The 25,483-nt window shown below is 68.3% G+C and carries 24 protein-coding genes; 9 read left to right on the top strand and 15 right to left on the bottom strand.

The window, feature by feature from the left end:
- Window positions 1-29: 29 nt before the first annotated feature.
- The 6 genes from xseA to cpaB form a co-directional block, all read right to left on the bottom strand.
- Entirely contained in the window at window positions 30-1,775 is a 1,746-nt protein-coding gene (xseA, locus tag JQX13_RS35355; RefSeq protein WP_203403858.1) for an exodeoxyribonuclease VII large subunit, read from the bottom strand.
- Entirely contained in the window at window positions 1,772-3,619 is a 1,848-nt protein-coding gene (locus JQX13_RS35350) for an FHA domain-containing protein (protein ID WP_203403857.1), read from the bottom strand. Before JQX13_RS35350 ends, xseA begins: the two co-directional genes overlap by 4 nt.
- A gap of 38 nt (window positions 3,620-3,657) precedes the next feature.
- Window positions 3,658-5,202: an FHA domain-containing protein gene (locus tag JQX13_RS35345; protein WP_239015422.1), complete on the bottom strand. Its 1,545-nt coding sequence runs from the start codon at window positions 5,200-5,202 to the stop codon at window positions 3,658-3,660.
- A 79-nt stretch (window positions 5,203-5,281) separates the two neighbouring features.
- Window positions 5,282-6,169 (bottom strand): type II secretion system F family protein, encoded by an 888-nt coding sequence (locus JQX13_RS35340; RefSeq protein WP_203403856.1) that lies wholly within the window; start codon window positions 6,167-6,169, stop codon window positions 5,282-5,284.
- 9 nt (window positions 6,170-6,178) lie between these two features.
- The gene (locus JQX13_RS35335) at window positions 6,179-7,024 is read right to left on the bottom strand and encodes a type II secretion system F family protein (RefSeq protein WP_203403855.1); all 846 of its coding nucleotides are present in this window, start codon (window positions 7,022-7,024) and stop codon (window positions 6,179-6,181) included.
- A gap of 53 nt (window positions 7,025-7,077) precedes the next feature.
- A complete protein-coding gene (gene cpaB / locus JQX13_RS35330) occupies window positions 7,078-7,902 on the bottom strand; it encodes a Flp pilus assembly protein CpaB (protein ID WP_203403854.1) in 825 nt (274 codons plus the stop codon).
- 275 nt (window positions 7,903-8,177) lie between these two features.
- Here cpaB and JQX13_RS35325 point away from each other — a divergent pair, with 275 nt between their 5' ends.
- Genes JQX13_RS35325 through JQX13_RS35295 form a run of 7 tightly spaced genes read left to right on the top strand, consistent with a single transcriptional unit; the run spans window position 8,178 to window position 14,791 of the window.
- Entirely contained in the window at window positions 8,178-9,155 is a 978-nt protein-coding gene (locus JQX13_RS35325) for a TadE/TadG family type IV pilus assembly protein (RefSeq protein WP_239014046.1), read from the top strand.
- A 4-nt stretch (window positions 9,156-9,159) separates the two neighbouring features.
- Entirely contained in the window at window positions 9,160-11,118 is a 1,959-nt protein-coding gene (locus JQX13_RS35320; RefSeq protein ID WP_203403852.1) for a pilus assembly protein TadG-related protein, read from the top strand.
- Between the two features lie 8 nt (window positions 11,119-11,126).
- Window positions 11,127-12,275: a TadE/TadG family type IV pilus assembly protein gene (locus tag JQX13_RS35315; protein ID WP_203403851.1), complete on the top strand. Its 1,149-nt coding sequence runs from the start codon at window positions 11,127-11,129 to the stop codon at window positions 12,273-12,275.
- A complete protein-coding gene (locus tag JQX13_RS35310) occupies window positions 12,266-13,039 on the top strand; it encodes a hypothetical protein (protein ID WP_239014045.1) in 774 nt (257 codons plus the stop codon). Before JQX13_RS35315 ends, JQX13_RS35310 begins: the two co-directional genes overlap by 10 nt.
- Window positions 13,036-13,833: a hypothetical protein gene (locus JQX13_RS35305; RefSeq protein ID WP_203403850.1), complete on the top strand. Its 798-nt coding sequence runs from the start codon at window positions 13,036-13,038 to the stop codon at window positions 13,831-13,833. Before JQX13_RS35310 ends, JQX13_RS35305 begins: the two co-directional genes overlap by 4 nt.
- Window positions 13,830-14,057 (top strand): hypothetical protein, encoded by a 228-nt coding sequence (locus tag JQX13_RS35300; RefSeq protein WP_203403849.1) that lies wholly within the window; start codon window positions 13,830-13,832, stop codon window positions 14,055-14,057. The genes JQX13_RS35305 and JQX13_RS35300 overlap by 4 nt, the downstream gene beginning before the upstream one ends.
- Complete coding sequence (locus JQX13_RS35295; RefSeq protein WP_203403848.1) at window positions 14,054-14,791, top strand: hypothetical protein; 738 nt, start codon at window positions 14,054-14,056, stop codon at window positions 14,789-14,791. The genes JQX13_RS35300 and JQX13_RS35295 overlap by 4 nt, the downstream gene beginning before the upstream one ends.
- An 85-nt stretch (window positions 14,792-14,876) precedes the next feature.
- Here JQX13_RS35295 and JQX13_RS35290 read toward each other — a convergent pair whose 3' ends face one another.
- The 8 genes from JQX13_RS35290 to JQX13_RS35255 all read right to left on the bottom strand — a co-directional run bounded on the left by JQX13_RS35290 (window position 14,877) and on the right by JQX13_RS35255 (window position 22,242).
- Entirely contained in the window at window positions 14,877-16,175 is a 1,299-nt protein-coding gene (locus tag JQX13_RS35290; protein WP_203403847.1) for an anti-sigma factor family protein, read from the bottom strand.
- On the bottom strand, window positions 16,172-16,771 hold the full coding sequence (locus JQX13_RS35285) for an RNA polymerase sigma factor (protein WP_239014044.1): 600 nt from the start codon (window positions 16,769-16,771) through the stop codon (window positions 16,172-16,174). Before JQX13_RS35285 ends, JQX13_RS35290 begins: the two co-directional genes overlap by 4 nt.
- Window positions 16,772-16,994: 223 nt before the next feature.
- Window positions 16,995-17,402: a DUF2085 domain-containing protein gene (locus tag JQX13_RS35280; RefSeq protein ID WP_203403846.1), complete on the bottom strand. Its 408-nt coding sequence runs from the start codon at window positions 17,400-17,402 to the stop codon at window positions 16,995-16,997.
- Between the two features lies 1 nt (window position 17,403).
- Window positions 17,404-18,435 carry an ABC transporter ATP-binding protein gene (locus JQX13_RS35275; RefSeq protein WP_203412352.1) on the bottom strand — a complete coding sequence of 344 codons (1,032 nt, stop codon included), beginning with the start codon at window positions 18,433-18,435 and terminating at the stop codon, window positions 17,404-17,406.
- A complete protein-coding gene (locus JQX13_RS35270) occupies window positions 18,432-19,424 on the bottom strand; it encodes an ABC transporter ATP-binding protein (protein ID WP_203403845.1) in 993 nt (330 codons plus the stop codon). Before JQX13_RS35270 ends, JQX13_RS35275 begins: the two co-directional genes overlap by 4 nt.
- A 38-nt stretch (window positions 19,425-19,462) precedes the next feature.
- Window positions 19,463-20,566, bottom strand: a complete 1,104-nt coding sequence (locus tag JQX13_RS35265; protein ID WP_203403844.1) for a general secretion pathway protein GspE — start codon at window positions 20,564-20,566, stop codon at window positions 19,463-19,465.
- Between the two features lie 24 nt (window positions 20,567-20,590).
- Entirely contained in the window at window positions 20,591-21,331 is a 741-nt protein-coding gene (locus JQX13_RS35260) for a general secretion pathway protein GspE (RefSeq protein WP_203403843.1), read from the bottom strand.
- 89 nt (window positions 21,332-21,420) lie between these two features.
- Window positions 21,421-22,242 carry a DUF4292 domain-containing protein gene (locus tag JQX13_RS35255; RefSeq protein WP_203403842.1) on the bottom strand — a complete coding sequence of 274 codons (822 nt, stop codon included), beginning with the start codon at window positions 22,240-22,242 and terminating at the stop codon, window positions 21,421-21,423.
- A 43-nt stretch (window positions 22,243-22,285) separates the two neighbouring features.
- On the opposite strand from JQX13_RS35255, the gene JQX13_RS35250 reads away from it, so the two are divergent.
- Together JQX13_RS35250 and JQX13_RS35245 are read left to right on the top strand one after the other, a co-directional pair.
- Window positions 22,286-22,999: a MotA/TolQ/ExbB proton channel family protein gene (locus tag JQX13_RS35250; protein ID WP_203403841.1), complete on the top strand. Its 714-nt coding sequence runs from the start codon at window positions 22,286-22,288 to the stop codon at window positions 22,997-22,999.
- Between the two features lie 11 nt (window positions 23,000-23,010).
- A complete protein-coding gene (locus JQX13_RS35245) occupies window positions 23,011-23,463 on the top strand; it encodes an ExbD/TolR family protein (protein WP_203403840.1) in 453 nt (150 codons plus the stop codon).
- 98 nt (window positions 23,464-23,561) lie between these two features.
- On the opposite strand, the gene JQX13_RS35240 is transcribed toward JQX13_RS35245, so the two are convergent.
- Window positions 23,562-25,400, bottom strand: coding sequence for an acyl-CoA dehydrogenase (locus JQX13_RS35240; RefSeq protein ID WP_203403839.1), 1,839 nt, complete (start codon window positions 25,398-25,400; stop codon window positions 23,562-23,564).
- Window positions 25,401-25,483: the final 83 nt, after the last annotated feature.

Here is a 25,483-nt window from a genome sequence, read left to right as displayed (position 1 = left end):
CGGGTGCCAGGAAGACTTGCACCCGGACGTCAGCAATCCACCGGTCCCTTCACGGAGGTGACGGTGGCCTCAATCTCCTCGCACGACTGGAGTGTCTTCGCCCCGTTATTGGCGAATTTGATACCCAGGACCTCCCCCGGCTGCACATCCGAGATGGAGCGCACCACGCCCCCATCGCGTTTGCGGAAGGTGACCGCGTAGCCGCGGGACATGACCTTCAGGGGACTGAGGGCGTCCAGCTGCCCTTCCAGACGCTGGAAGTGCCGCTGGGCCGACGCCAGGGTGTCCTTCTCCAGGGCGACCAGCCGGGCCTTCTGGTGGGCCACCCGGGCCCGCATCTCCGCCACCCGCGTGATGGGAGACACCCGCTCCAGCTCCAACCGGGCCCGGGCCGCGCTCGCCCGCCGCGCCGCCACGTCCGCCCGGACCGCGTCCTTCAGCCGCGCGGAGAGCTGTACCAACCTCGCCCGCTGCTCGGCCAGCCGGGCCTGAGGACGCTGGCGCTGCAGGTGCTCGGTGTGCCCCCGGAGATTCTCGCGGTGGTCCCGCAGCAACTGGCGCATCACCCGCGTCATCGCGTCCTCGGCATCCGACAGCCGCAGCCGCTCCGTGGAGAGCCGCCGCCGGGGATCCACCACGCCCCCGCGCAGGGAGCCCAACCGCTCGCGCAGCTCCAGCACCCGGCGCTCGGCCGCCTTGCGCAGGCGCACGGACCAGGTGGCCAGGGCGTACTCCAGATCCTGCAACACCGGGGCGAGCCGCTCGGCCGCCGCGCTGGGCGTGGGCGCGCGCCAGTCCGCCACGAAGTCCGAGATGGTGAAGTCGATCTCATGGCCGATGGCGGACACCACCGGTACGGGCGAGGCGAAGATGGCGCGCGCCACCCGCTCCTCGTTGAACGTCCAGAGGTCCTCCTTCGAGCCACCTCCGCGCGTGACGACGATGACGTCCACGTCCGTGCGCGACAGGCGCTCGACGCCGCGAGCCACCTCCTCGGCGGAGCCCTCGCCCTGCACGCGCGCGTCACACAGCAGCACGGACAGGCGCGGGTTGCGCGAGTGCAGCACGCGCAGGAAGTCCTGCAGCGCGGCGCCGGTGCGGCTCGTCACCACGCCGATGCGCCGGGGCAGGAAGGGCAGCGGGCGCGGCGGACGGATGCGGTTGTCGCCAATGAGGCCCTCGGCCGCGAGCCGCTCCTTGAGCTGCTCGAAAGCGAGCGCCAGGGCGCCCTCTCCTTCCGGCTCCAGCTTGTAGGCGATGAGGCTGTAGCGGCCGGCGGGCGCGTAGAGGTCCACGCTGCCCTCGGCCACCACGGCGAGGCCATCTCTCAGGGCGAAGCGCAACCGCGCCGCCTGCGAGGCCCACATCTTCACGTCGAGCGAGGCCTCCGCGTCCTTCAGCGTGAAGTACAGGTGGCCACGGGCGTTGGGACCTCGGAAGCCGGACACCTCTCCGCGCACCAGCACGCGGGGAAAGCGCGATTCGATCGTCGACTTGAGCTGCTGGGTGAGCTCGCCCACGGTGAGCACCGTGCGCGTCGGAGCCGGGCGAGAGGGCGCACCGGGCAGCGACGGCAGCGCCGCGGACACGTCCTCCAGCTCCGAGGGAGCCGGAGGCACGGCGGGCCTGGGCGGAGCCTCGGGAGGCGGCTTCGGGGCCGCCACCACCACCGCCTTCGCCTTCTTCGGTGTCCCCAACGCGCCGCCGAAGAGGTCTCCCTGCCCGGTGGCGGAGTCCTCCGGCGGAGCCTCTCCCGTCCCTCGCCGTTTCTTCATCGCTGGAGCTTCTCGATCCAGGACTTCGCCTTCTGGTGCGTCTCGTCTTCCGCCGGGCTCATGGCGAGGACCTCCTTGAACTTGAGCACGGCGTCCTCGGGATTGGTGTCCTTGAGGGCATAGGCCTGCAGGTAGACGTCCTTGGCCTTCGCGCGCAGCTCGCTGACGATGTTGGTGGCACCGACATGGCCGGGGTCGGCCTGGAGGGCGCGCTGGGCGTTCTCCATGGCGCGGCCGTACTGTCCGGCCGCCTTCGCCGCCGAGGCGCTCTTGAAGAAGATGTTGGCGGCGCGCGTGCCCGCGGAGCGCGACAGCTTGCTCCCGCGACCGTTGGTGATCTTCTTGTCCAGGTCCAGCAGGCGCGCCAGGCCCTTGGCGTCCAGGTCCTCCAGCTTCTTGTAGAGGTTGCCGAAGTCCGTCAGCTGCCCCATCAGGACCTTGCACTGGGAGTGCTTGGACGAGCAGGCGTTGGCCATGGCCACCGCGCCCTGTAGATCTCCATCGCGGAAGCGATCCACGGCCTGCTCCCACGGCTTGGGCGCCTCCTTCGGCGTGGGGGGCGGCGGAGGCGCGTCGCGGATGGCGATGGCCTGCGCCGCCTGCTCGTTGATGACCTTGGCGTCGCGGTGCTCCGGAAACGCCGCGAGCACGTCGTCGGTGATGGCCTTGGCCTGATCGAGCTGCTTCTGCTCCAACAGCGTCTGCGATTCACGCACGCGCTTGTCGGCCTTGTCGGTCAGCGACACCCGGAGGGTACGCGCCAGCTCGAAGAGCTGGGTGTCCTTGCTCACCTTGGCCAGGGCGGCGGCCGCGGGGCCGAGCTGATTCTTGTCCAGCGCCGCCTTGGCCACGTCGAGCGCCTCCTGGTTGGGGATCTCCTTCTGCACGCGCGCCAGGTAGTCCGGCAGCTGCACGTGGTTGGGCTCCGCCTCCTGCAGCTCCAGCAGCTTCGCCTTGGCGGCCGTCCACTTGCCGTCGCGGATGAGGTTCTTGGCCTCCTGGAAGAGCGCTTCGATCTGCTCGCGCCGCTCCTGGGCGATCCGCGCCTTGGCGCGCAGGACCTCCTCTTCCCGCTGCTGCTGCACCTTCATGATGGCCAGCAGGCCCACCAGCATCACGAAGACACCCGCGGTGAGGAGCAACAGGCGCTTCTTGCGCTGCTGCGCCTTCGGATCCGGCGCCGCCGCCGCCGTCGCCGCTCGCCCCCGCGAGGAGCGCACGCGGCCCTCGGGACGGGGCGGCGGGCGGCGCGGAACGGAGGACGACACCTCTCCACTCCCCTCGGCATCGGCCTCATCCCCGGCGTCGGCGGCGGGAGCGGGCCTGGCCGCGGGGCGCGAGCGGGCCGGCCGCGTCGGGGGCGCCACCGGCATCGGCATCATCATCGTGGCGTTGGAGGTGTCGTTGAACGTCAGCTCCGTGTCGCCGAGCGTGAGGATGTCGCCGTGCGTCAGCGGCATCTCGTCGGTGAGGGGCTCGCCGTTGAGGAGGGTGCCGTTGCCGGAACCCAGGTCGCTCGCGGCCCAGCCTCCGCCCACGCGGCGGATGAGCACGTGCCTGCGGGACACCGAGGTGTCCGGAATGCAGATGGGGTTGTCGTTGGCCCGGCCAACGACGTACTCGCCATCCTCCAGCCCGAACTCCTCACCGGAGGAGGGGCCCGCGGAGCAGACGAGCTTCGTCCCCAGCACCGGCTCGGGCGCGGTGCGGGGGGCGGTGCCGGTGGAGGTCCTGCGTACCGCGGGGCGCGAACCCGTGGCTCCACCCGAGGGGGAGCCCGAGGGGGAGCCCGACGGGGAGCCCGACGTGGGACGACGGCGTGCGGGGGGGGAACCGTTCGACATGGGAAGTCACCACTTCGTTGCGTGCACGGATACGGACCTCACAGCCCGTATTCGCTGGCCTTTTCGGCCGCCAGATTGTGGCAGCGATGCGCCGGTGTAGGGAAGCGCCTGTTGATCTCATCGAGCACCCGGGCCGCCCGCTTCCTGTCCTTGAACTGGATGTTCCGTTGGAAATCCAGCATCAGCTGGCCACACTTGTGGTCCAGGTCCACCGCCACCTGGCCCATCATGTGGCGCACGTCCTGATAGAGGTCGGGCTTCTCGTCCAACGCCTCGAGGGTGATCCACGCCGAGCGGTAGTTCTCCCAGGCGAGGGTGAGGTTCTCCGCGCCGACGTCCTTGCGCTCGTAGAAGTTGCGCGCCTTGGCCACGTAGGTACGCGCCGTCTCCAGGAGCTGCTCGGGCGGCAGGTCCGGCACGGGGATGATCTCCAGCCGCAGGTTCCACACCCGCCAGCTGTCCTGGCCCGGGGGATTGCGGACGTTGTCGAAGACGAGCTGGTTGCTCGCGTTACGCTCGAGCACGGACGGCGGGAGGATCTGCTGGAGCTCCCGCTCGGTGGAGTGGGTCGTGTCCGGCGGGACCCACCCCACGGCCGTCGCGTTGACGGAGAGGGAGACCTCTTCCTTGGAGATGCCGCTAGCCTGGTAGCTGAGGACGGCCACCGCGCGCGTGGGCGAGACGAACTCGAAGTCGAACGCCTTCATGTCCGGCTGCTCCCACGTCACGCCCTCGCCCAGGCCGAACGAGTCCGGCAGCGCCTGGAGGCCGAGCGACGTGGGCTCCGGGCCGGTGGGACCTGTGTCCACCTCGGGACGGAAGACGATGACGAGCGCGGCCACCATGCCCACCAGGAAGCTGGTGGCCACGGTGAGCAGCGCGACCTTCCCGCCACGCGGCATCTCGAGCCACCACAGGGCGAGCTGTCCACCCAGGGTGTTGCTCAACTCGCGCCGGCGCCGGGCCAGATCGGCGGCGGACGGGCCCGCCGCCCCGGACGAGGCCCGAGCGGCGACAGCGGCGGGAGCCGGAACGGGGGCCAGCGCCGGAGCGGGAGCCGCCTTGACGGGAGCGGGGGCACGAGGCTCGGGCACGACCTCCATCTCCCCCACCGTGTCCGCGCGGGAGAATGCCTCCCGGGACGAGGCCTCCGACACGGGACGAAGCACGGGCGGCGCCGAGGGACGAGGCAAGGGGAGCGTGGTCTCGAGCTCGGGGCCGACCGGAGACAGATCCGACATCGGCGCCTCCATCCCATCCTCCGTCTCCGCGCGCGAGAGCGGGTAGAGGTTGCGACGGATGGGCCGGGTGGCGTCATCGTCCTCCTCCACCGGCATGAAGGGCCGGGTGGCGTCGTCCGAGCTCACGACCTCCTTGAAGAGGAACTCCACGGGCCCCAGGGCGATCCGGTCCCCGTTCTGCAGTTCCTGCTCGCCGGAGAGGGGCTTGTCGTTGACCAGGGTGCCGTTGGAGCTGCCCAGGTCCTGGACATAGAAGCGCCCGAGCCGATCCGAGATGCGCACGTGCTTGCGCGACACACCGGCATCCTGCAGCACCACGTCGTTGTCCGCGGTGCGTCCGATATGGATCTCGGCCTGCTCGAAGAGAAGTTCCTTCCCCTGCTGCAGACCCTTGGAGATGGTGAGTTGGAAACCCAGGGCCCTATCCCCCGACGTCTCCGAACATGAACTGGAACACGATGGGCCCGAAGAGCACCATGAACACCGTGGGGAAGATGCACGCGATGAGCGGGAAGAGCATCTTCACCGGCGCCTCGCCCGCCAGCTTCTCCGCGCGCTGGGTGCGATCGATGCGCAGCTGGGTGGACTGGATGCGCAGCACCTTGCCGAGGCTGGTGCCCATCTTGTCCGCCTGGATGAGCGCGGTGACGAAGGTGGTCAGCGGCGGCAGGTCCACGCGGACGATCATCGACTTGAGGGCCTCCTCGCGCGTCTTGCCCATCTTCAGCTGCTTGAGGACGATCTGCAGCTCCTCGCGCAGCGGGCCCGACTTGCCCTTCTCCACCACCTTCGCCAGCGCTCCGGTGAAGTCCAGACCCGCTTCCACCGACAACGTCAGCAGGTCCAGGCTGTAGGGCAGCGCCCGGGAGATGAGCAGGTGACGCTTCTTCACCTGATCATTCACCCAGATGATCGGGTAGTAGAGCCCGAAGAGCATGAAGGCGAGCGACCAGGCCAGGTTCTCGCCCACCGCGTTCATCAGGATGAGCCCCGCCAGCAGGCCCAGCACGGCGCTGATCTCCTGCAGCGCCATGATGTCCTCGGGCTTGAACGCCTGGGGCTCGCCGGCCTTGATGAGGCTGCGGCGCATCTTGTTCTCGTAGCTCGGCCACATCAGCCGCCGGTTGAGTGCGCCGAGCCTGCGGATGGCGACGGAGCCCAGGCTCTGGACTCCACCCGGGTCATCCCGCATCTCGGACACGAGCTGCGAGAAGTAGTTCTGGTAGACACCGAAGCCGAGGAACCCCGCGGACGCCGCGAACATCAGCGCCGAGCCCCCCATCAACGTATAGGTGAGGACGTCGCTCACGGCCGCTCCTTAAATGTCGATGTTGACGATGCGCCGGATGATGATCACGCCCAGGACTTCCATGATGGCGATGACCGTCACCAGCACATACCCGAACCAGTGGTCCATCATGGGCTCCATCAGGTCCGGACGCATGTAGTTGAGCACCATGCCGAGGATGGCCGGCATGGCCGCCACCACCCAGCCCTGCAGCTTGCCCTGGGCGGTGAGCGCGTCGATCTTCCCCTCGAGGCGGAAGCGCTCGCGGATGACGCTCGAGATGGTCTCGAACATCTCCGCCATGTTGCCGCCGAGCTGACGCGCGATGTTGGTGGCCACCACGACCAGCTCCAGGTCGTCACTGCCCACCCGGCGGCCCATGTTGATGAGGGCCTCCTCCAGCGGCACGCCCAGCTTCACTTCCTTCACGAAGAGACCGAACTCCTGCGACAGCGGCGGCTGCGCCTCGCGCGCCACGTGCTCGATGGCCTGCGGGAACGTGAGACCCGCCTTGAACGCGTTGGCCATGGCCTGCAGCGCGTCCACCAGCTGCACGTTGAACTTCTTGATGCGCCGCTTGCGGTAGTGCTTCACCAGGATGATCGGCAGGAAGAAGCCGAAGATCGTGGACCCCACGCACATGATGGGGTTGAAGATGATGTACGACAGGATGCCCAACAGACACATGCTGGCGATGTTGAGCACCAGCAGCTGACGGGCATCGATGAAGAGGAACATGTCGCTCAAGTCGTTCATCGACTTGACGACGTACCGCTCCTGGTACTGCTCGTAGGCCTTCGCCAGGACGGTGAAGATCACCAGGCTGAAGAAGAAGACCGACCCGGTGACGAGGAGGAGGACGATTCCGGCCAGCATGCGCGGGGACTTCCTTCAGCTGCGGGGGAGAGGAAGCACGAGGGGGGAAAGGACTACGGCGCGCCCGTGGAGCCCACCGCGCTCTTCTCGGTGGCGTTGCCCTTGATGATCTGGATGATCTCGCGACGCTTCTGCTCGAGCACGCGGGTGCGCTCACCCGACAGCAGCGTGCTGATGGTGGCGCGGCCGCGCTCCTCGATCATGTCCACGTCTTCCTCGTTGCGCAGCGACATCGTGAGGTTGCCCAGCTCGCTGGCCAGCGTGAGGATTTCCGCCTCCTCGGGGATGACCATCAGCGTGATGTTGCTGTACTCGCGCTGGTGCTCGGGGATGAGGTTGACGTTGGTGGTGCCGGTCACCTTGCCCGTGGCGAGCACGATGACGTTCTGCAGCAGCGTCACCGCCACGCTCTCGTCCGTCTGCGGATCTCGGAAGGTGCCGATCACGTCCACGTGATCGTTGGGGCGGATCCACCCGCCCACGGACGTGGTGGGCTTGGCCTCCACGGTGATGGCGCGCACCTTCTTCTGCACCTTGGTGGAGAGGCGCTCGGCGGCCTTGGTGGTCTCGAACTGGCTCCACAGCAGCGGATCTCCCGCCTGCAGCGCCACGAGCACCTTCTGGCCCACCACGTAGGTCGCCGAGTCCGGCTTCACCACCGACGAGGTGACGAACTGCTCCGGCACCGAGCGCTGGCTGATCATGTCGAAGGAGATGACGGTGCCCTCGGGGACATCCTGGGAGGCCACGACCACCGGCACCAGGTTCCAGCCGCGACGCACGTCCGCTTCCTTCTTCTTGATCGCCGACCACGCGATGATGCCGGCCAGCAGGCCGAGCGCCAATGCGATGATGAGCGGAGTCTTACCCTTCAGCATGTCTCGAAGACCTCCAAAAGCGGGGGGCGCCCGGCGGGGCGGCGTAGGTGGAGGAGCTGCTTTGCAAGGTGGGGGCCCGGGGCACCAGCGGGTAGGATGTTATCCAGCAGTCACGCAAAGTGTCAAAGTCACGATGACTCGGCTGGCAGGCTGGTCCGGTTTCGCGGGTCCCCGTCCCGGGTCTGGGAGGGGCTGTCTTCCCTCTGAGACCCCCCGCCACGACGGCCCCTGAGTGAGGTGGGCGGTGGCACGGATGTCGCTACATGGCCTCGTCCATGAGTGAACATCCCCACCAGCGCCGGGAATCGGGTCAGGCCGCGGTCGAGGCGGCCCTGGTGCTGCCGCTCATGGTCTTCCTGGGCCTGGGCATCCTCCAACTGACCCAGATGCAGCACGCGAAGCTGATGACCGAGTACGCGGCGTACTGCGCGGCCCGGGCGGGCATCGTCTGGAACGGCAACACCGAGCGCATGCATGACGCGGCGCTCGTGGCGCTGCTGCCAACCCTGGGCCGCACGGACGACCCGACGGGTCTGGCCCGGACGTGGAAGCGGGCCCGGCTCCAGGACGAGGCATTGCAGTCGCTGGCCTGGCCGACGAAGGACTCGGTGGTGCCGGCCTCGGTGAATGGCGCTCCCCTCTTCGGACAGGTGCGCGTCGATACGGTGAACCCATCCTGGTACTCGCCCGTGCGGAGCGTGTGGAAGCTGCGCTCGGCCCGGAACTGGGAGGAGCTGGACTTCGATGGGCCGGATGCCTGGCCGCAGGTGCCCGCGCTGGAGAGCAGGCTCGCGAAGTTCTTCGACCTCCCGTTGCCGGATGACGACGAGGAGCTCTTCCGCGGGGCCACCGTGCTGAGCATACGGGTGCGCTACTGGTACGAGCTGCGGGTGCCCTTCGCCAACTGGATCCTCTTCACCACGTGGTGGGCGGCCAACGCGGGCATGGCGCTGGGGGGAGCCATCCACCAGCCCACCTTGAATTCGAAGGCACGCATCACCCACGGGCAGGGAGGAATGCGCGAGGTGGGCCTGGCCCCCGTGCGTGGGATGGAGAACCAACGAGGCTACGACACGCTCTACCGGCCGGAGATGACCGTGCTGTGGGGGCTGGCCACCGGCGCCATCCCGCTCCTGTCGGGGCGGATGGGGAAGCGCTACTTCATCCCGCTGACGGCCACCTACAGCATGCGGATGCAGTCGAACTTCTATTTCAAGTGGCTGATGCACCTGAACCCGGACTGGGAGGTGTGAGGCCATGATGACCCGCACACTCCGCCGGAGTCTCGAGCGACAGGAAGGCCAGGCCCTCGTGCTCGCCTGTGTGCTGATGCTCATGCTGAGCATCGCGCTCATCACGACGGTCAACATCGGACACGGGGTACACGAGCGCATCCGCCTGCAGAACACGGCGGACGCGGCGGCCTGGTCCACGGCGGCCATGGAGGCGCGCGCGTTCAACTTCTACGCGTTCACCAACCGCACGCAGGTGTCCCACTACGTTTCGGCGATGATGTGGCAATCGCTGGACTCGTTCCTGTTCTCCGTCCAGGCCTTCCTGACGGACATCTACGGGTTCATGCGGACCATCGGCCCGTGCTTCCCGAGTCATGGCCGGGACGGTGCCTTCTGGATGGCGGTCTGCACCCTCCTCGACCAGCTCCCCTTCATCCAGGTGCTCATGAAGGCGCTGGACCTCGTCTTCACGGTGCTCCGGGGGATGTTGCTTCTCATGAAGCCGGTGATGGAGCCCATTGATCAAGCCATCGGCAGGGTCGTGGTCCCCGGACACCGGGTCCTCAATTCGGTCCTGGCCGGTGCCGCCACCGCGGTGATGCTGTCCACGTCCTCGTATGTGATGGGCACCTCCAGCGCCATCATCGCCGCGAATGATCCCGACGTGGATTCGCTCGTCCCGCGGACGCTGGCGGGCTTCATCAACCAGTGCCTCTACGACCGCGCGCACTACAGGGAAGCCAACGGAACACCCTCGAACCCGGTCAACCCCTTCGAGCCGTTGGATCCCACCCGGCATGGAGAGGGCGACAAGAGCGCCCGGGCCAAGCGGGTGATGGCGGGGATCACCAACGCCACGCGCTTCTCGTGCGACGCGAAGGGCGGGGCCTGCCCGGAGACGATGGTCACCCACCGGCGGATGGGGAGCCTCATGCCCATCCCCCACTGGCTCGCACCGTTGAAGACCGTGCTCGATGGCTTCCCCAAGTGGGGCCAGACGCGCTTCCTCACCTACCGGCTCGGCCAGGGCGGCGGGGAGGCAACATGGGGCAAGGCGTCCAGGGGCCGCAACAACCTCCGCGAGTCCAGGGATCTCCCCGACCGCCCCATGGGCATGCTCGCCCAGGGCGATGTCATCGGCGCGGACGACCCCTACTCCATCAAGTTCCCGGGACCGGCCTCCATCGACCTCGGGGGCATCCAGGTCTTCAATCCCTTCCGCTGCCCCACGCAGCCCGGAGTGAAGGACCCGCGAACCTGGCGTGACTGCTGGGGCGATCCGCGCGAGGACAAGAACGACACGCTCAAGACCAGCATCTGGGCCATGAGCAACACGGACCTGCGCCCGAATGGCATCCACTGGCGGGTGGTGTTCCCCGGGGAGGCCTCGAAGCAGGAGGACCGGGACGTGGGCCTCTATGAATCCAGGCCCTGCATCGCCCGGTACCAGGGCACGTGTGTCTTCGAGATGTCCGTCTACGTGGCCAACGTCCGGATCGATCCGAATGACGACAACCACCCCTGGTCGGGACTGGCGCCCTTCCCCCACTTCGAGCCGGGTGACTACGAGAAGGACTGCGCGAAAGGTCTGAACGAGACGCCGGCTCCCACCGCCGTGGCCGAGCGCAAGGACGACTTCAACCAACCCTCCACCTGGGTGCTCCTCACCAAGGGCCCGAAGGAGAGCCAGCGCACTCCGGGCCAGCTCAATTCCCAGGGCAGGCTCACCTTCGCCTTCGACGGGTCACCCGAGACGCTGGACCTGAAGAACGACGGCGAGATGTTCGTCATCTCGCGAGGCCAGACGTACTACCACCGGCCCGGCAACTGGACCGAGCAGCCCAACTTCTTCAACCCGTACTGGCGGCCACGTCTGGCGGCCGTGTGGCAGGGGAAGGACTCGTTGCCGTTGATCAACACGATGGCGAACGCACTGCCGGAGGCCCTCCGGGACTCGCCGACGAAGCTCATCACCCACTGAGACCCGCCATGTTCCGCCTCCTCGTCCAGTCGAAGGCCGTCCGGCGCGGCGCCGCCATCGTCGAGTTCGCGCTCGTGGTGCCGCTGCTGGTCTCGATCCTGATGTTCAGCGTCTTCCTGAGCGACATCATCCGGGCCCGGCTCAAGCTGCAGGAAGCCAGCCGGTATGTCGCGTGGGAGATGAGCAGCTACACCCTGAGCGACTACGCCACGGCTGATCATGAAAGGGCCTTCGACGCCGCCATGCGGGCCTCGGCGAAGGAGGCGGCCGAGCGCTACGCGGATCTCGACTCCATCGAGTCCGGAGGCAGATTCGGCACCCTGCTGCGTGCCGCGCCGCCGCAAGTGAGCATCCAGAACCAGCCCGTGACGGGCATCGACCTGGGCCGCGTCTTTCCCGACGTCGCGGGAGGAACCCGCCCCGAGGCGGCCGTCGCGGTGGGAAAGAGACTCGACTTCTTCCTGGAGCACTTCCGCTTCAACACCCGGGGCCAGGTGGAGGTGGAGGTCACCAGCGAGCTCTCCAGCTCCATGCTCCCCCGGCGCTTCCTGCAGAAGGAGCCTCACGGTTTCTTCGACGTGGACAACTGGGGAGGCAGGGACCTGAGTCACCTGCCGGTGAAGGACCGCTACACCCTCATCGCCAACGGATGGCATCTGCCCGATGGCACGGATGCCCTGGTGAAAGCCAAGAGGGCCGGCGTACACGACGGCGGCTCCCGGCACGGTCTCTCCCTGCAGGTGGACCGGATGAAGTTCCTGGGCGTGGGGAGCTACCTGGACCGGGTGGGGTTGGACCGGCTCGGTGCGGTGGCCCGCTTCCTCGTCCCGGACTTCCTGGGCACCTTCGTGGTGTCCCACAACTACGTGCCAGGAGAGAGCGCCCGCGGCTGCAACAAGACCCGGCATGGCGCCCCCATGGGCCTCAACAACCTGAACGCCTACCCCGGCCTGGACGACCCCGCCCAGCGCTGCTTCGACACCGCCCCGTTCCGTGACACCCAGGACTACGACCACTCCCTCTACCGGAAGATGTTCATGGCCCGTGGTGCCAACTTCATGGGCTGCAAGAACGCCCAGGCGGACATGCCCAACACACCCGACCTCGACCCCAGTACGTCCGAGGACAAGAACGCGCAGAGGATCCCGTGCGAGTAGGTGTCCTTCCCCTCCTGATTCTGCTGTGGGCCGCTCCTTCGTGGGCCGAGCAGGAGCTCGCGGTCTACCCCGGTGCCGTGCACACGCGGATCGGCAATGATCTGCGCATCGGCGGCCAGTACCACCGCATGGCCTATTTCACCACGACGGACTCCCTGGTGAAGGTGGCCAGGTACTTCCACGACTCGTGGACGAAGCAGGGCTACCCGGTCGTCGTGGACGGAGACCTGAAACAGGAGGCGGTGGTGTCGGCCTTCTACACGCGCGAGGGACTCCAACGGGCCGTGGTGTTGCGCACCCACCTGGGAAGGACGGTGGGCTTCACCGTGCTGAAGGACCTGTGGCTGTACGAGAAGCCACCCGATGACAGTGGGCGTCACTTCATCCAGGTGGAAGGCTCGATCTTCAACGCGGATGTGGGCTCGCACGACGAGGCTGGAGGCTCGCGACATCGCACACAGGTGGTGGAGCGTGGCCTGGATGCGGTGCGACAGGAGCTCGTCACCCGGTTCACGGCCGCCGGCTACAAGCCGGTCCGGGAGTCCGGGGGCCGGCTGGATGGACAACGCACCTTCGTTCTCGAATACGCCCGAGGGGCCGAACAGGCACTCACCACGCTCGTGGAGCTGGAGCCCTCGAGGGTCGCCGTCTCGCAGACGTGGGTGGGCACGGACCGGCCTGATGGCATGCCCAACGCGGATACCGTGCGACAGGCTCGCGAGGACGCCCTCCGCGTGGACCCGGTGCGGGAGGGGAAGCCATGAACGCGTTTCTCTGCGTCCTGTCGCTGGCGCTGCTGGGCGGCGCGCCAACGGGGCTGTCGCGTGAGGGGCGGCTACTCCTCGAGGCCCCCCCCGAGCGGCTGGACGCGCGCGTGGGCGAGTGGGTGACGTACCAGATGGACGGAGGCCCCCAGCAGGGCTTCCTGCGTCTGGCCGTCGTGGCCGAGCAGAAGGATGCCCAGGGACGGGACGCCGTCTGGGTCGAGCTGGAGTTTGGTCAGCACTCGGAGCTGAAGGCGCCCCTGGCTCAGTTCCTCTTGTTGGTGGCTCGCGATACGGGGCTGCGCGCGGAGGGGGTCTCGCGGCTGTTCGTCACCCAGGGCTTCGAGAAGTTGCAGGAGGTGGATACGAACGCCCTGCCCTTCTTCCTCGGTGCTCCCGAGAGGGGTACCTCCCGCCCGGTCCGTCCTCCGCCCACGGCGTGGCTTCCCGCGGGCCAGGGCTCGACCGTGAACCGGGGCACGCCCACGCGTCTCATGACGCGCGCGGGCACGGTGCTGGCCGAGCCCCTGGAGGTCCGCCACCGGCAGCTCGTCCTCAAGCGTTACTGGGTCAGCCGGGAGATCCCCATCCTCCGCCTGGCGAAGCTCGAGTTCCCACCCATCCGCTACACCCTGGAGGTCCGCGACCATGGCTTGGACGCCCGGCCGCGCATGGTCCCTCCCGCGCCAGGAGACAAAAAGATTACATTGGAGCCATCCGGCAACCTGCCGCCCCACTTCCAACTACAGCCACAGTCTGGTACCGGTTCGGATCACGAGGAGAACCGCCCATGAAGACGCCTCCCCCCCGTTCCCAACTCCGCCGCCGTCACCGCCGCGGACAGGCGATGGTGGAGTACTCCTTCATCAACTGGATCCTGCTGTTCGGGCTCATCGTGATGATGAGCGTCGACTTCGGCAAAGGCGACGAGAAGATGAACGTCGTCGACGCCTTCCTGCGCGCGTACCAGATTTATTACGACTCGTTCTACTTCGTGCTGAACCTGCCGTTCCCGTGAGGTACTCCTCCGCCGCGCGGACTTCCTCCCCACTCCCGCTCCGAGTCCTCCACGGAGTCGTCTTCGGAGGGTTCTCCGCGCTCTGCCTCGCGGCGGATTGGCCGGAGCTGGAGCATCTGGTCCGCACCCAGCTCCAGCCCTTCCACGCCGGGCCTCCCCCACGTCCGGAGCTGCTGTGGGCGGTGCTCGCGGCGGTGGTGGGCATGTTGGTCGTGCTGGTGCAAGCCGTGCGCGGGCGCAGCGCGCGGCTCCAGTGGTCCCTGCTCATCCTCGGCGCCCTGGTGATTTCCCTCTGGGGCAATCGCGAGGGTCTCGTGGCGGGACGTACCGCTGACTCGGCCAATTTGAAGATCCTGCAGGTGGCGCGAGAGCTCCACGGCCGGACGGTCGACGCGCTACAGGAAAGGGGTTCCGCTCCCGAGGACGTGGGCTCCTGGCAGGCCGCGCTGCAAGAGGTCTCGCACGGATTGCCCACTCCGGTGCGCTCGCGCTCGTTCGCGCCGCTGCCCTTCGTCATCCAGAAAGTCGATTCGCCGGACGCGCTCCCCGAGGATGTTCCTCCTGGCACCCTGCTCCTCTACGTCATGCAGGGCGGCGTGGCCTACGAGATTCATCCCGTGGGTCTGTCTCCTTCCGGAGAGCCCTGGCGTCTGCGGGAGCCCGGCGGAGAGCCACTCGTCTTCCGCGGCGCCTTCAACCCGGACCTGATTCCGAGCGCTCGCGACTCGCGTTGATTCCCGATGTGGGGCTCGGGCTCTCGGGCTCGGGCTCGGACCCGAATACCCTCACCCCGACCCTCTCCCGGAGGGAGAGGGAGGTCTACTTCGTCACGGGGGATTCGATCTCGTCCGCAGGTGACTGGAGCTCGTTTTCCAGACGACGCTCCGCCAGACGCGCCTCTCTCGAGCCGGGCGCCGCCATCATCACCACCTGCTTGCAGACCTCGATGGCAATCCGCCGACGGCCCAGCGCGGTCTCCGCATCACACAGCCGGGAGAGCGCATCCACCCGTTGTGCCCCCTGCGCTCCAGCGGCCAGCGCATCACGCAGCAAGGCCACCTCCTGCTCCCTATTCCCCGAGCGGCTCGCTTCATCGGCTCGCATCAAGAGCTCCGCGGGAGAAGGAGCGGCCCTCAAGGCCGACCTGTCGGCTCTCTTGGCTTCCAATCCCTCCGCCCGCGCGAAGGCGCCGACTGACGCCGTGGGAGCTTGATACTGAGCGGTGGGCGGTGGCGGCGGAGGCGCGGCACTGGCCACCAGGGATTCGCCTGGCCTCGGCTCCTGGAGCGCGGGGGCCCCTTGCTCCGCCTCAGCCAGGACCTGAGCGGGCTCGGCATCTCCCTCCGTCGAACTCGAGGGCCGGTTCTTACGGGCCACCATGCCGCCCTTGAGCTTCCATGACTCCCGGGACCCGAACGCATCGGAGCCGCGCGACTCCTCGTCGGTGTCCAGTGCGACCTTCTTGGGCGGGAAACCTCCTCCGCTGCCCGCCCCCGTGTTGGACCAGTTCGGCTGAAGGGAGCGACTCACCGGCTTGGGCGCCGGTTTCATCTGCAGGGACTCCGCGCTCAGATCGTCGCGCATCTTGTCGTCGTACTGCTGGTGCAGCTTCGCGAGCTCCGCGGGTACCGGAGCGGGAGCGGGTACGGCCGAAGTGGCTGGAGCAGAGGCTGGGGGGACTTCCGCCGCCACGGCCTCGTCCTTGTCCCCACCGCGCGGAGACTTCTCCCGCGCGGCCTCTTGCTTGAGCGCGGGACTGAGGTTCACGTCGCGGTCCACCTGCACGACCACGACGCCGAAGACGCTCATGGCCGCCACGCCCAGCGCGGGCGCGAGCAGGCGGCGCCACCAGCGCGGGGGGAGCTCGGTGCCCGCCGCGGACCGGCGCGCGGACTGCTGTGCGTACGCCAACAGCGACTCCAGCCCCGCGTCCGGCGCGGTCTCCAGCGGCAGCCGGGACATGGAGACGCGCACGCCCCGGATACCCGCGAGTGCCTCCGAGCAGCGTGAACAGCCCTGCACGTGCTGCTCCATCAACCGGGCCTCGGAGGGCGGGAGCTCGCCATAGGCGAAGTCCAGCAATCGATCCTCGTGTGCGTGGGCACCCTGGGGCTTCATCCCGCCACCGTCCTTCCATCCTCTGCCAGGTCGCCGTCTACCCCGAGCTCGGCCAGGCGCCGGCGCAGGCCCTCGAGGGCATAGCGCATGCGGCTCTTCACCGTGTTCTCGGACACACCCGTCACCTCGGCGATCTCCTTGAAGGGGATGCCGCTGTACTCGCGCAGGACGAACACCTCGCGCTGTTCCTCCGGGAGGCTGGCCAGTGCCCGCTCCAACAGGGGCCGCACGCGGGCATTGTAGGCGCCACGCTCGGGGCTCGCGCCCTCGTCGGGCAGGGCCTCACCCAGGGAGCGGCCCTCCTCGCCCTCGGCACCGGTCGAGGGTGCCTCCAACGAGGCCGCCTGCCGGTAGCTCTCTTTGCGCGCGCTGTCCACGCAGAGGTTCCTCGCAATCGTGTAGACCCAGGTGGTGAACTTCGCCTTCGCCTCGTACTCCGGCGCGCTCCGCACCACCTTCAGCCACGTCTCCTGAAGCACGTCTTCCGCCCGCGCCCGGTGGCCCGTGAAGCGAAGGATGAAGTTGAACACCGGCGTCCGGTGCTTGCGCACCAGTACCTCGAACGCACGCGCATCCCCCGCCTTGAAGGCGAGCATCAGCCGTTCGTCTGAGGTTTCCGGTCCCAACAGTCCCCCGTTTCAGGGCCCTCGTGCCTGTCCTCACCGACCTGCCCGCATCAACGGGCGAGGGGCGATTCGGGTCTACCCGTTTTTTGGCCCTCTGTAAGTGGCGAGAATGACAGGGAAAGCGCCCCCTGTCATCAGGACACAGCGGTCTGGTCGCGGGGCGGACAGGCGCGCGCACAGGGGCCTTTCGGGTTCAACCGTTCCGGGGACCCCTGAAGGTCGCGAGGAAGACAGGAAGCGCGACCACGGCCACCAGGGCCGCCTGCCACACCAGCACCGCCGGCAGGGGCTTCTGGACGTGGATGAACAACGCGCGCCCGAGCGCCGCGCCCAGCAGGACGCCGGTGAAGGTGCGCACGGCGTTGGAGCCACTGGCCGGACGGAAGCGGCCCACCGCCCAGTCCACGAGCGCCGGCAGGGTGAGGCCGAGCACCACCGGAACGTCCCACCGCCAGACCAGGGGGGCACGCAGCTTGAAGAGGCCCACCATCACGGCCAGCAGCACCGGGTACGTCCCCAGGCAACGCGCGCAGACCCGCACGCCTCCGAGCAGGTACGTACGGTTGTACTCCTCCTCGTGGTGGTGGCTGAGCCAGAACACCCTAACCTCCCGAAGCCCGTGGCGCGTCCGCTTCGGGCCCGGACGCGGTGGCCCTGCTCGCGTCCTGCTCCACCAGGAAACACGCGGAGGTGTGTCCGTTGCCCAGCGGATACAGGGGCGGCGTCTCGCGCCGGCACCGGTCCATGGCATGGGGACAACGCGGGTGGAAGGTGCACCCGGGCGGCGGAGCGAGTGGAGAAGGCACATCCCCCTGAAGGAGGATGCGCGTCCGCTTGCGCTCGGGGTCCGGCACCGGCACGGCGGACAGCAGCGCCTGGGTGTATGGGTGGCGCGGCTTCCGGTAGAGGTCCGCCGCGTCCGCCAGTTCCACGATGCGGCCCAGGTACATCACCGCCACACGGGTGGACACGTACTCGACGATCTTCAGGTCGTGCGCGATGAAGACGTAGGTCAGCCCCAGCCCGCGCTGCAGGTCCACCAACAGGTTGACGATCTGCGCCTGGATGGAGACATCGAGCGCGCTGATGGGTTCGTCCGCGACGACCAGGTCCGGCCGCAGGGCGATGGCCCGGGCGATGCCGATGCGCTGGCGCTGTCCGCCGGAGAACTCGTGCGGGTAACGGTCCAGCGCGTCGCGAGGCAGGCCCATCAGGTCCAACAGCTCGGTCACCTTCGCCTCGCGCTCGCGACCACGCTCCAGCCCGTGGATGGCGAAGGGCTCTCCCAGGATGTCGCGCACCGACATGCGCGGGTTGAGCGAGGCATACGGATCCTGGAAGACGAGCTGCATCCTCCTCCGCAGGGGGCGCAGCTCGCGCTGGGAGAGCCCCGTCAGCTCCCGCCCCTCGAAGCGGATGGAGCCGGCCGTGGGCTCCACGAGCCGCAGCAGCGTGCGTCCCAGGGTGCTCTTGCCGCAGCCACTCTCGCCCACCAGGCCGAGCGTCTCGCCGCGCCGCACGTCGAAGCCCACCCCATCCACGGCCTTGACGGTGCCCCGCACGCGTCCCAACAACCCGCTGCGCACGGGAAAGTGCGTCTTCAGCTCACGCACCTGCAGCAGGGGCTCGGTCATGGCGAGGGCACCGGGTCGTGGCACGCGGCCTCCTGGCCCTCGCGCTTGGGTTCCAACGTCGGCTCCACCCGCGCGCAGATGTCCTGGGCGCGCTCGCAGCGATCGCGGAAGCGGCAGCCTCCGGGCAACCGGCGGAGGCTCGGCACCATGCCGGGAATCGTCTTCAACCGGGGGCGCTCCCCTGCCCCGCCCATCTCGTGGAGCGCCGGGATGGAGCGCAACAGCCCCGCGGTGTACGGATGCGCCGGCTGGTGGAAGAGCGCCTTCACCGGGGCCCGCTCCACCACTCGCCCCGCGTACATCACCACCACCGCGTCACAGCTCTCGGCCACCACCCCCAGATCGTGGGTGATGAGCATCACCGCCATGCGCCGCTCCTGCTGCAATCGCTTCAGCAGCTCGAGGATCTGCGCCTGGATGGTGACGTCCAACGCCGTGGTGGGCTCGTCGGCGATGAGCAGCTCCGGGCCACACGCGAGCGCCATGGCGATCATCACCCGCTGGCGCATGCCTCCGGAGAGCTGGTGCGGGTAGCTGTCCACGCGCTGCTCGGGAGCGGGGATGCCCACCCGCCGCAACATCTCCACCGCGTGCTCGCGCGCGGCGGCCCGGGACAACCCCTGATGCAGCCGCACGCCCTCGGCTATCTGCTCGCCCACCGTGTAGACGGGGTTGAGCGACGTCATCGGCTCCTGGAAGACCATGGAGAGGTGACGCCCGCGCATGCGGCGCATCTTCTCCTCGGGGAGCGCGAGCAGGTCCTCGCCCTGGAAGCGGATGCTCCCGCCCACCACGCGTCCGGGCGGCTCGGGCACCAACCCCATCACCGAGAGCGCGGTGAGGCTCTTGCCGCACCCGCTCTCCCCCACCACCCCCAGCGTGCCACCGGGCGGAATGGAGAAGGACACGTCGTCCACGGCCATGACCGGGCCCTCCTCCAGGGAGAGCTGGGTCTTCAGTCCACGGACGTCGAGAAGGGGCTCGGGCATGGGGCTCACGGCCGGGCCAGAACACCCGGCCCGGGGCGTCACTTCCGGGACAGCTCCTCCAGGAACTCCTCCTCGCGGATGACGCGCTTGCGGATGAGGAGGCGGATGAGGCTGGCCACCATGCGCGCGGGCTTCACCTTCTCCGTGTGCAGCGTCGCCTCGGCGCCGTCCGCCATCCGCTCGATGTCCTCGAGCACCTTCAGGTCCTCGTCGGTGATGTCGGGCAGTTGAGGGGGCGGAGGCGGCTGCGGCAGGCCCTGGGCGGCGCCACCGAAGACGACCACCGGCACGGCGCCCTTCTTGTTGGGCTCGGCGGGGGCGGCGGGCGGACGCGGAGCCGGGGGCTCGGGCTCCCCGAGCAGCTCATCGAGGACATCCTCGCTCTCCTGCGGAGGAGGAGGCGGAGGCATCGCGGAGGCCTTCGGCTTCGACGGGACCCGAGGCGTGATGAGGGTGATGTCCTCATCCTCCTCGTCGAAGGGCGGCGGAGCCGGGGGCGTCGGCGGCTTTGGATTCAAAGCGGACCTCGGAGAGGCGGGCGGCGTTGGAGGCAGATCCCAATCGAGCAGGGCCGAGAGGGCCGCGGACGGCGAGGGCGGAGTCGTCTCCCCCGGGTCGTGCCAGTTGCCCGGGATCTCGCCCGAGCTCCCGTGTTGTAGATCGAAGGGGGAGCCGTCGTCGTCCTCCAGCGGGAGGGCATCCACCGCCCGGCCACTCACCAGGTCGAGCGCGCGGTCGATGTCGTCCTCGGCGGCCACGTGCACCCGGACGGGCTTGTTGAGCTGGAAGCTCAGCTCGTCGGCCACCGTCAGATCCGAGGGATCATCCACCGCCACGTGCAGCCGCTCGCCGCGCCCTTCCCGCTCGAGCTTGAACAGGACGATGCGGTGCTCGGCCTGGAAGTCGAGCGACACGAGCGAACGCACCTGCTCGGGGATCTCCGGCAGCTGGACGAAGGGCAGATCGAACTGGTGCGCCAGGGCCCGGGCCACCGCCGCGGGCGAGGCGAAGCCCAGGGTGATGATGACCGAGCCCAGCCGCTGCCGATTGCCATAGGCCCGCTGCTGGCCGAGCGCATGGCGGACCTGCTCCTGACTGACCGCACCGGACTCGATGAGGAGCTCGCCGATCTTCTTGCGCATTAGGACCGGGGGGGGCTGGACGGCTTAACGCTTGACCTTCGCCAGGTACTCATCACGGGTGAAGACGCCCTTCTCGATGAGCAGCTCCACCATGGCCTTGAGGGCCGCCACCTCCTTGCGCTGCACCTCCTCCACGCTGCGCAGGAGCTCCACCGGGCTGCTGCCACCACCGCGCACCGCCGGCGTCTCGCGAGAGGGCGCGGGGGGCATCGGGGCGGGAGTGTGAGCCGGCGCCGCGGCCGGGGCGGGCTGGTTCATGTTCTTGACGACAGTGCGGCCCTGGGCGTCCACCACCTTGAAGTTGGTGTCCGCATCCGCCAGCTCGCCCTGGTCCTCGTAGAAGCGCGCCATGCCCCGCGCGATGGCCGTACGCCCGGCCACGTTGGGGACGATGCGGCACTTGGTGACGGCGCGCAGCTCATCCAGCTGCCGCACGTTGAGCGGGTCCGCGATGGCCACCACCAGCGTCTTGCCATCATCGCGCAGCTGCAGCGGCATCACCGCGAAGTCCCGCGCCGTCTGCAGCGGGACCCGGTTGAGCACGTGCTGAGGGATCTCCTTCACCGCGTCCAGGTTGACGGCGGGAATGGCGAGCTGCTTGGACAGCGCCCTCACCAGGATGTCCTCGGACACGAAGTTCATCCGCACCAGGATCTCTCCCAGCTTGCCGCCCCACTTCGCCTGCTCCGCGAGCGCCGCCTTGAGCTGGCTCTCCTGGAGCACGTTCGCCTTGATCAGCAGTTCACCAAGCTTGATCTGTGCCATGTCGCAGTCTTGGGGAGTCCGAACGGACCCGCCGGTCCCCTCACTCTACCTGAGATTCCAACTGTTGCTGAATTCTTGAGACCACTCGCTCAAGAACCGGGCGAGGTAGGAGGCAACGAGACGGGGGGCAGGGTCTGTCCGCCCTCATCCACCTCGACGACGGGGACGCCCTCGGGCGCGGAGAGATCGAAGAGGGTGAGGTCCGGGGACTCGTTGACGGTGATGTCGGTGTAGCGCAGCCCCAGGGAGGTATCGGCCGAGGGGGCCACGAGCTTCACCTCATGGGGGAAGAGCACGCCCCCGGTTTCCTTGAAGCCGTCGTACTCGAGGCCATAGACGGGAGCACCCCGCACCTCGCTGCGCACCACCTGGAGGTACTTCGGGTGGATGTGGAGCACCTGGGAGACCGGCCCCTTGTGGAGCGTGAGGACATACAGCCCCCGCTCGTCGTCCAGCTCGAGCGTCATCCGCTCGGCGGGGATGAAGGGCACCTTGCCGAGCATCACGGAGACCAGCTCCTCGCTCGGCAGGGTGATGGGCAGGAAGCGAGACAGGTTCCGGGGGGTCGCCGGCCCCTGGTAGAACGTATTCTCCTGCGCCTGGAAGAGGCCGAAGCGCTGCCCATCCGTCACCAGCACGGCGATGGGCCGGTTGAAGAAATCGAACATCTCCACGCGCAGCAGGCCCGGCCGGGAGGCGGCCAGGTACGCGGAGACGGTCCCCGAGCCCTGGGGCGACTGCACCCGGAGCTTCCCGTCCCCCTGGAGGGTGGCCACCCGGTCCTGGGCGGCGCGCGTCAGCCGGAAGAGCTCCTCGGCCTGGGTGATGGGGCCGGTGGGCCCGAAATCGATGCGCTTGGGACAGCCTGAACAGATGAAGGCCAGGAAGATTGCTGCGGCTGCGCGGTTCATGGCTTAAGTCTCGCGCCAGGCCCACCCTCCTGGCCACCACTGCATGAGCCTTTCCGACATCCTCCACTACCTACGCATCGGCGGCTTCACACTTGCCCTCCTCCTCCTCGCTTCCGTGGTGGCGCTGGGGGTGGCCATCGAGCGGTTGATCGCCCTCTGGGGTGTGAGCGAGCGCTCCCGGACGCTCGGGGACACCGTTCACAAGCACCTGCTGCGCGGAGATGTCGTCGCCGCCCGGACGGCCACCGAGCGCTCGGACGCCGTCGTGGCGGACATCTTCCTGGCCGGCTTCGACCGCTTCGAGCGCACCCGGGGCTCCTGTGACGGGGTGGACTCGGCCGTGGAGCGCGAGCGCGCCCAGGTGGGCCTGCGGCTGCGCCGCAACCTGTGGATCCTGGCCACCATCGGCTCGCTGACGCCCTTCGTGGGCCTCTTCGGCACGGTGGCCGGCATCATGAGATCCTTCAAGGACCTGGGCCTGGACGTGTCGGCTGGAGGCACCGGAGGCACCGCCGCGGTGATGACGGGCATCTCCGAGGCCCTGGTGGCCACCGCGGTGGGCATCCTCGTGGCGGTGCAGGCCATGGCCTTCTACAACTACTTCCAGGCGCGGCTGTCCCGCGTGCTCGTGGAGCTGCGACTCCAGGGGGAGGAGTTCGTCGAGCTGCTTCGCGAGCGTCCGGTGAACGCCCCGTCCACCACCTCTTCCGCCGCGGCTCCGGCCCCGGTGGAAGCGCGTCCCCAGCCGGAAGCCTGAGGTCCACTCACATGGCAATGGGCAAGGTACCGGGGGATTCCGAGGGCGGCGAGGACGTCGGCTTCGCCGAGATCAACATCACCCCGCTGACCGACATCTTCCTCGTGCTGCTCATCATCTTCATGGTGACGAGCTCGGTCATCGTGCAGCAGGCCCCCGGCGGCGGCGCCCAGGAGGGCCTCAAGGTGAACCTTCCCAAGGGAGGCACCACGGACATCACCGCGCGCGCCACGGATCTCTCCGTGGCCATCCTCGCGGACGGACGCTTCGTCCTGGGCGGCAATGTGCTCAGCGAGGACGAGCTCAAGCGCGCCTTCGCCGACGCCCAGCAGAAGAACCCGGACACCATCGTCATCGTCCAGGCCGACGAGGGCGTGCCCCACGGCACCGTCGTCCAGGTGATGGAGCTGGCCAAGAGCACCGGGCTCGGGCAGCTCGCCATCGGCGTGCGCGAGGCGCAGTAGCCCCTCGCGGCTCTCGCACACGCCTCGAATGAAGAAGGGGGGCCGCCCCTCCAGCCAGGGCGCCCCCCCCTCATTCATTCAAGGACCTTCGTTCGACTTCAGATGGTGCCGAACGCCAGGTTGGAGATCTCCACCGGCGAGGCGTCCTCGGTCGCCATCATCCGCGCGGCCTGCTCCACGTTGGGCAGCACGTTGCGCGCGTACCACTGGGCGCTCCACTTCTTGCCCTCGTAGAAGGCCTTCTCGTCGCCGGTGGCCTTCTCGCCCACGCGCTCGGCGATGACGGCCGCGTCCAGCAGCAGCCAGCCCACGGCCAGCTCCGACATCATGTTCAGGAAGCGGTTGGCCGACAGCGGGATGAGCGGCATCTTCGCCGGATCCTGCGACCAGCCGAGGATCGCCATGGCGCTCGCCATCACGCCCTCCTGCGCCGCCGCGAGCTGGCGCACCGCGTCGCCGAACACCTTGTGCTCGCGGTTGGCCTCGATGAAGCCGCCCACGTCGGCCATGAACTGCTGGAAGTTCGCGCCACCCGCCTGGCCCATCTTGCGGCCCACCAGGTCCATCGCCTGGATGTGGTTGGTGCCCTCGTAGATGGAGAAGATCTTCGAGTCACGCGTGTACTGCTCCACCGGGTAGTCCTGGCAGTAGCCCGCGCCGCCGTACACCTGGATGGCCTGCGCGCACAGCCGGAACGACTGGTCCGAGCCGTACGCCTTCACCAGCGGCGTGAGCAGCTCCACCTGCCCGCGGTGGTAGGCGGCCTGGTCATCATCCTTGCCCGCCAGCATGTGCGCCTTGTCCGTGTGCATGGCCAGCTTGACGAGAAGCGCGCGGATGCCCTCTACGTGCGCCTTCATGTCCAGCAGCATGCGGCGCACGTCCGCGTGCTCGATGATGGGCACGCGGGGCGCCGTCGGATCCTTCAGCTTGCTCATGTGCGGACCCTGCTTGCGGTCCTTCGCGTACTCCAGGGCGTTGAAGTAGGCCGCGCTCGCCAGCGCCAGACCCTGGATGCCCACCGCGATGCGCGCGCCGTTCATCATCTTGAACATCTGGCTCATGCCGACGTTCTCGATGCCACCCACCAGCTCGCCCACACAGCCGTCGTTCTCGCCGAAGTTCAGCACACACGTGGCCGACGCCCGGATGCCCATCTTGTGCTCGATGGAGCCCACGGAGACGTCGTTGCCGCCCGCCAGGCTGCCGTCCGCGTTCACGCGGATCTTCGGCACGATGAAGAGCGACAAGCCCTTGGTGCCCGGCGCCGCGCCCTCGATGCGCGCCAGCACCAGGTGGATGACGTTCTCCGCCAGATCGTGATCACCACCGGAGATGAAGATCTTCGTGCCGCGGATGCTGTAGGTGCCGTCCGCGTTCTTGCGCGCGCTCGACTTCGCCGCGCCCACGTCCGAGCCCGCGTGCGGCTCGGTGAGGCACATGGTGCCGCCCCAGGTGCCATTGAGCATGCGCTCCACGTAGAGCTTCTTCTGCTCCGGCGTGCCGCACTCGGCGATCAGTTCCGCCGCGCCGAAGGCCAGCCCCGGGTACATGTTGAAGGCCGAGTTGGCGCCCGAGAGGATCTCCTCGATGAGCACCTGGAGCATCATCGGGCCGCCCTGCCCTCCGTGATCCGGGCTCACGGACACGGTCTTGAAGCCCTGCTCGTAGAGCTTCTTCCACGCGTCCTTGAAGCCCTTGGGCGTGATGACGGCGCCGTTCTCCAGCCGGCAGCCCTCGCGATCACCCGAGGAGTTGAGGGGCCCGAGGACCTCCTTGGCGAACCGGTAGGTCTCCTGGATGACCGCCTTCGCCTCGTCCGGCCCCCAGGCGTCGTAGGGAGCGTGACCGGCGACCTGACTGAAGCCGAATTGCTCGAACAGGGTGAAGAAGATCTCTCGAAGGTCGGTCTTGTAGGTGTTGATGCCGGCGGACATAGCCCCTCCATACGTGTGAGGGCTCACGGCCGCACAATCGACAGTTCGCGGCCCTCAGTGGGACACCGGAAGGTTACGTCGAT

This window comes from Archangium violaceum (assembly GCF_016859125.1).
Lineage (GTDB): Bacteria > Myxococcota > Myxococcia > Myxococcales > Myxococcaceae > Archangium > Archangium violaceum_A.
Note: the sequence above shows the minus strand (reverse complement) of the source record. Positions and strands in the feature narration are given on the sequence as shown.

What these genes read in the sequence shown, in the direction of transcription:
- JQX13_RS35320 (WP_203403852.1), top strand. Translation starts at nt 9,160, where the DNA reads ATGATGACCCGCACACTCCGCCGGAGTCTCGAGCGACAGGAAGGCCAG.
- JQX13_RS35305 (WP_203403850.1), top strand. Translation starts at nt 13,036, where the DNA reads ATGAACGCGTTTCTCTGCGTCCTGTCGCTGGCGCTGCTGGGCGGCGCG.
- xseA (WP_203403858.1), bottom strand. Translation starts at nt 1,775, where the DNA reads ATGAAGAAACGGCGAGGGACGGGAGAGGCTCCGCCGGAGGACTCCGCC.
- JQX13_RS35260 (WP_203403843.1), bottom strand. Translation starts at nt 21,331, where the DNA reads ATGGCACAGATCAAGCTTGGTGAACTGCTGATCAAGGCGAACGTGCTC.
- JQX13_RS35275 (WP_203412352.1), bottom strand. Translation starts at nt 18,435, where the DNA reads ATGACCGAGCCCCTGCTGCAGGTGCGTGAGCTGAAGACGCACTTTCCC.
- JQX13_RS35290 (WP_203403847.1), bottom strand. Translation starts at nt 16,175, where the DNA reads ATGAAGCCCCAGGGTGCCCACGCACACGAGGATCGATTGCTGGACTTC.
- JQX13_RS35300 (WP_203403849.1), top strand. Translation starts at nt 13,830, where the DNA reads ATGAAGACGCCTCCCCCCCGTTCCCAACTCCGCCGCCGTCACCGCCGC.
- JQX13_RS35250 (WP_203403841.1), top strand. Translation starts at nt 22,286, where the DNA reads ATGAGCCTTTCCGACATCCTCCACTACCTACGCATCGGCGGCTTCACA.
- JQX13_RS35265 (WP_203403844.1), bottom strand. Translation starts at nt 20,566, where the DNA reads ATGCGCAAGAAGATCGGCGAGCTCCTCATCGAGTCCGGTGCGGTCAGT.
- JQX13_RS35245 (WP_203403840.1), top strand. Translation starts at nt 23,011, where the DNA reads ATGGCAATGGGCAAGGTACCGGGGGATTCCGAGGGCGGCGAGGACGTC.
- JQX13_RS35335 (WP_203403855.1), bottom strand. Translation starts at nt 7,024, where the DNA reads ATGCTGGCCGGAATCGTCCTCCTCCTCGTCACCGGGTCGGTCTTCTTC.
- JQX13_RS35255 (WP_203403842.1), bottom strand. Translation starts at nt 22,242, where the DNA reads ATGAACCGCGCAGCCGCAGCAATCTTCCTGGCCTTCATCTGTTCAGGC.
- JQX13_RS35270 (WP_203403845.1), bottom strand. Translation starts at nt 19,424, where the DNA reads ATGCCCGAGCCCCTTCTCGACGTCCGTGGACTGAAGACCCAGCTCTCC.
- JQX13_RS35240 (WP_203403839.1), bottom strand. Translation starts at nt 25,400, where the DNA reads ATGTCCGCCGGCATCAACACCTACAAGACCGACCTTCGAGAGATCTTC.
- JQX13_RS35285 (WP_239014044.1), bottom strand. Translation starts at nt 16,771, where the DNA reads ATGCTCGCCTTCAAGGCGGGGGATGCGCGTGCGTTCGAGGTACTGGTG.
- cpaB (WP_203403854.1), bottom strand. Translation starts at nt 7,902, where the DNA reads ATGCTGAAGGGTAAGACTCCGCTCATCATCGCATTGGCGCTCGGCCTG.
- JQX13_RS35315 (WP_203403851.1), top strand. Translation starts at nt 11,127, where the DNA reads ATGTTCCGCCTCCTCGTCCAGTCGAAGGCCGTCCGGCGCGGCGCCGCC.
- JQX13_RS35350 (WP_203403857.1), bottom strand. Translation starts at nt 3,619, where the DNA reads ATGTCGAACGGTTCCCCCCCCGCACGCCGTCGTCCCACGTCGGGCTCC.
- JQX13_RS35325 (WP_239014046.1), top strand. Translation starts at nt 8,178, where the DNA reads ATGAGTGAACATCCCCACCAGCGCCGGGAATCGGGTCAGGCCGCGGTC.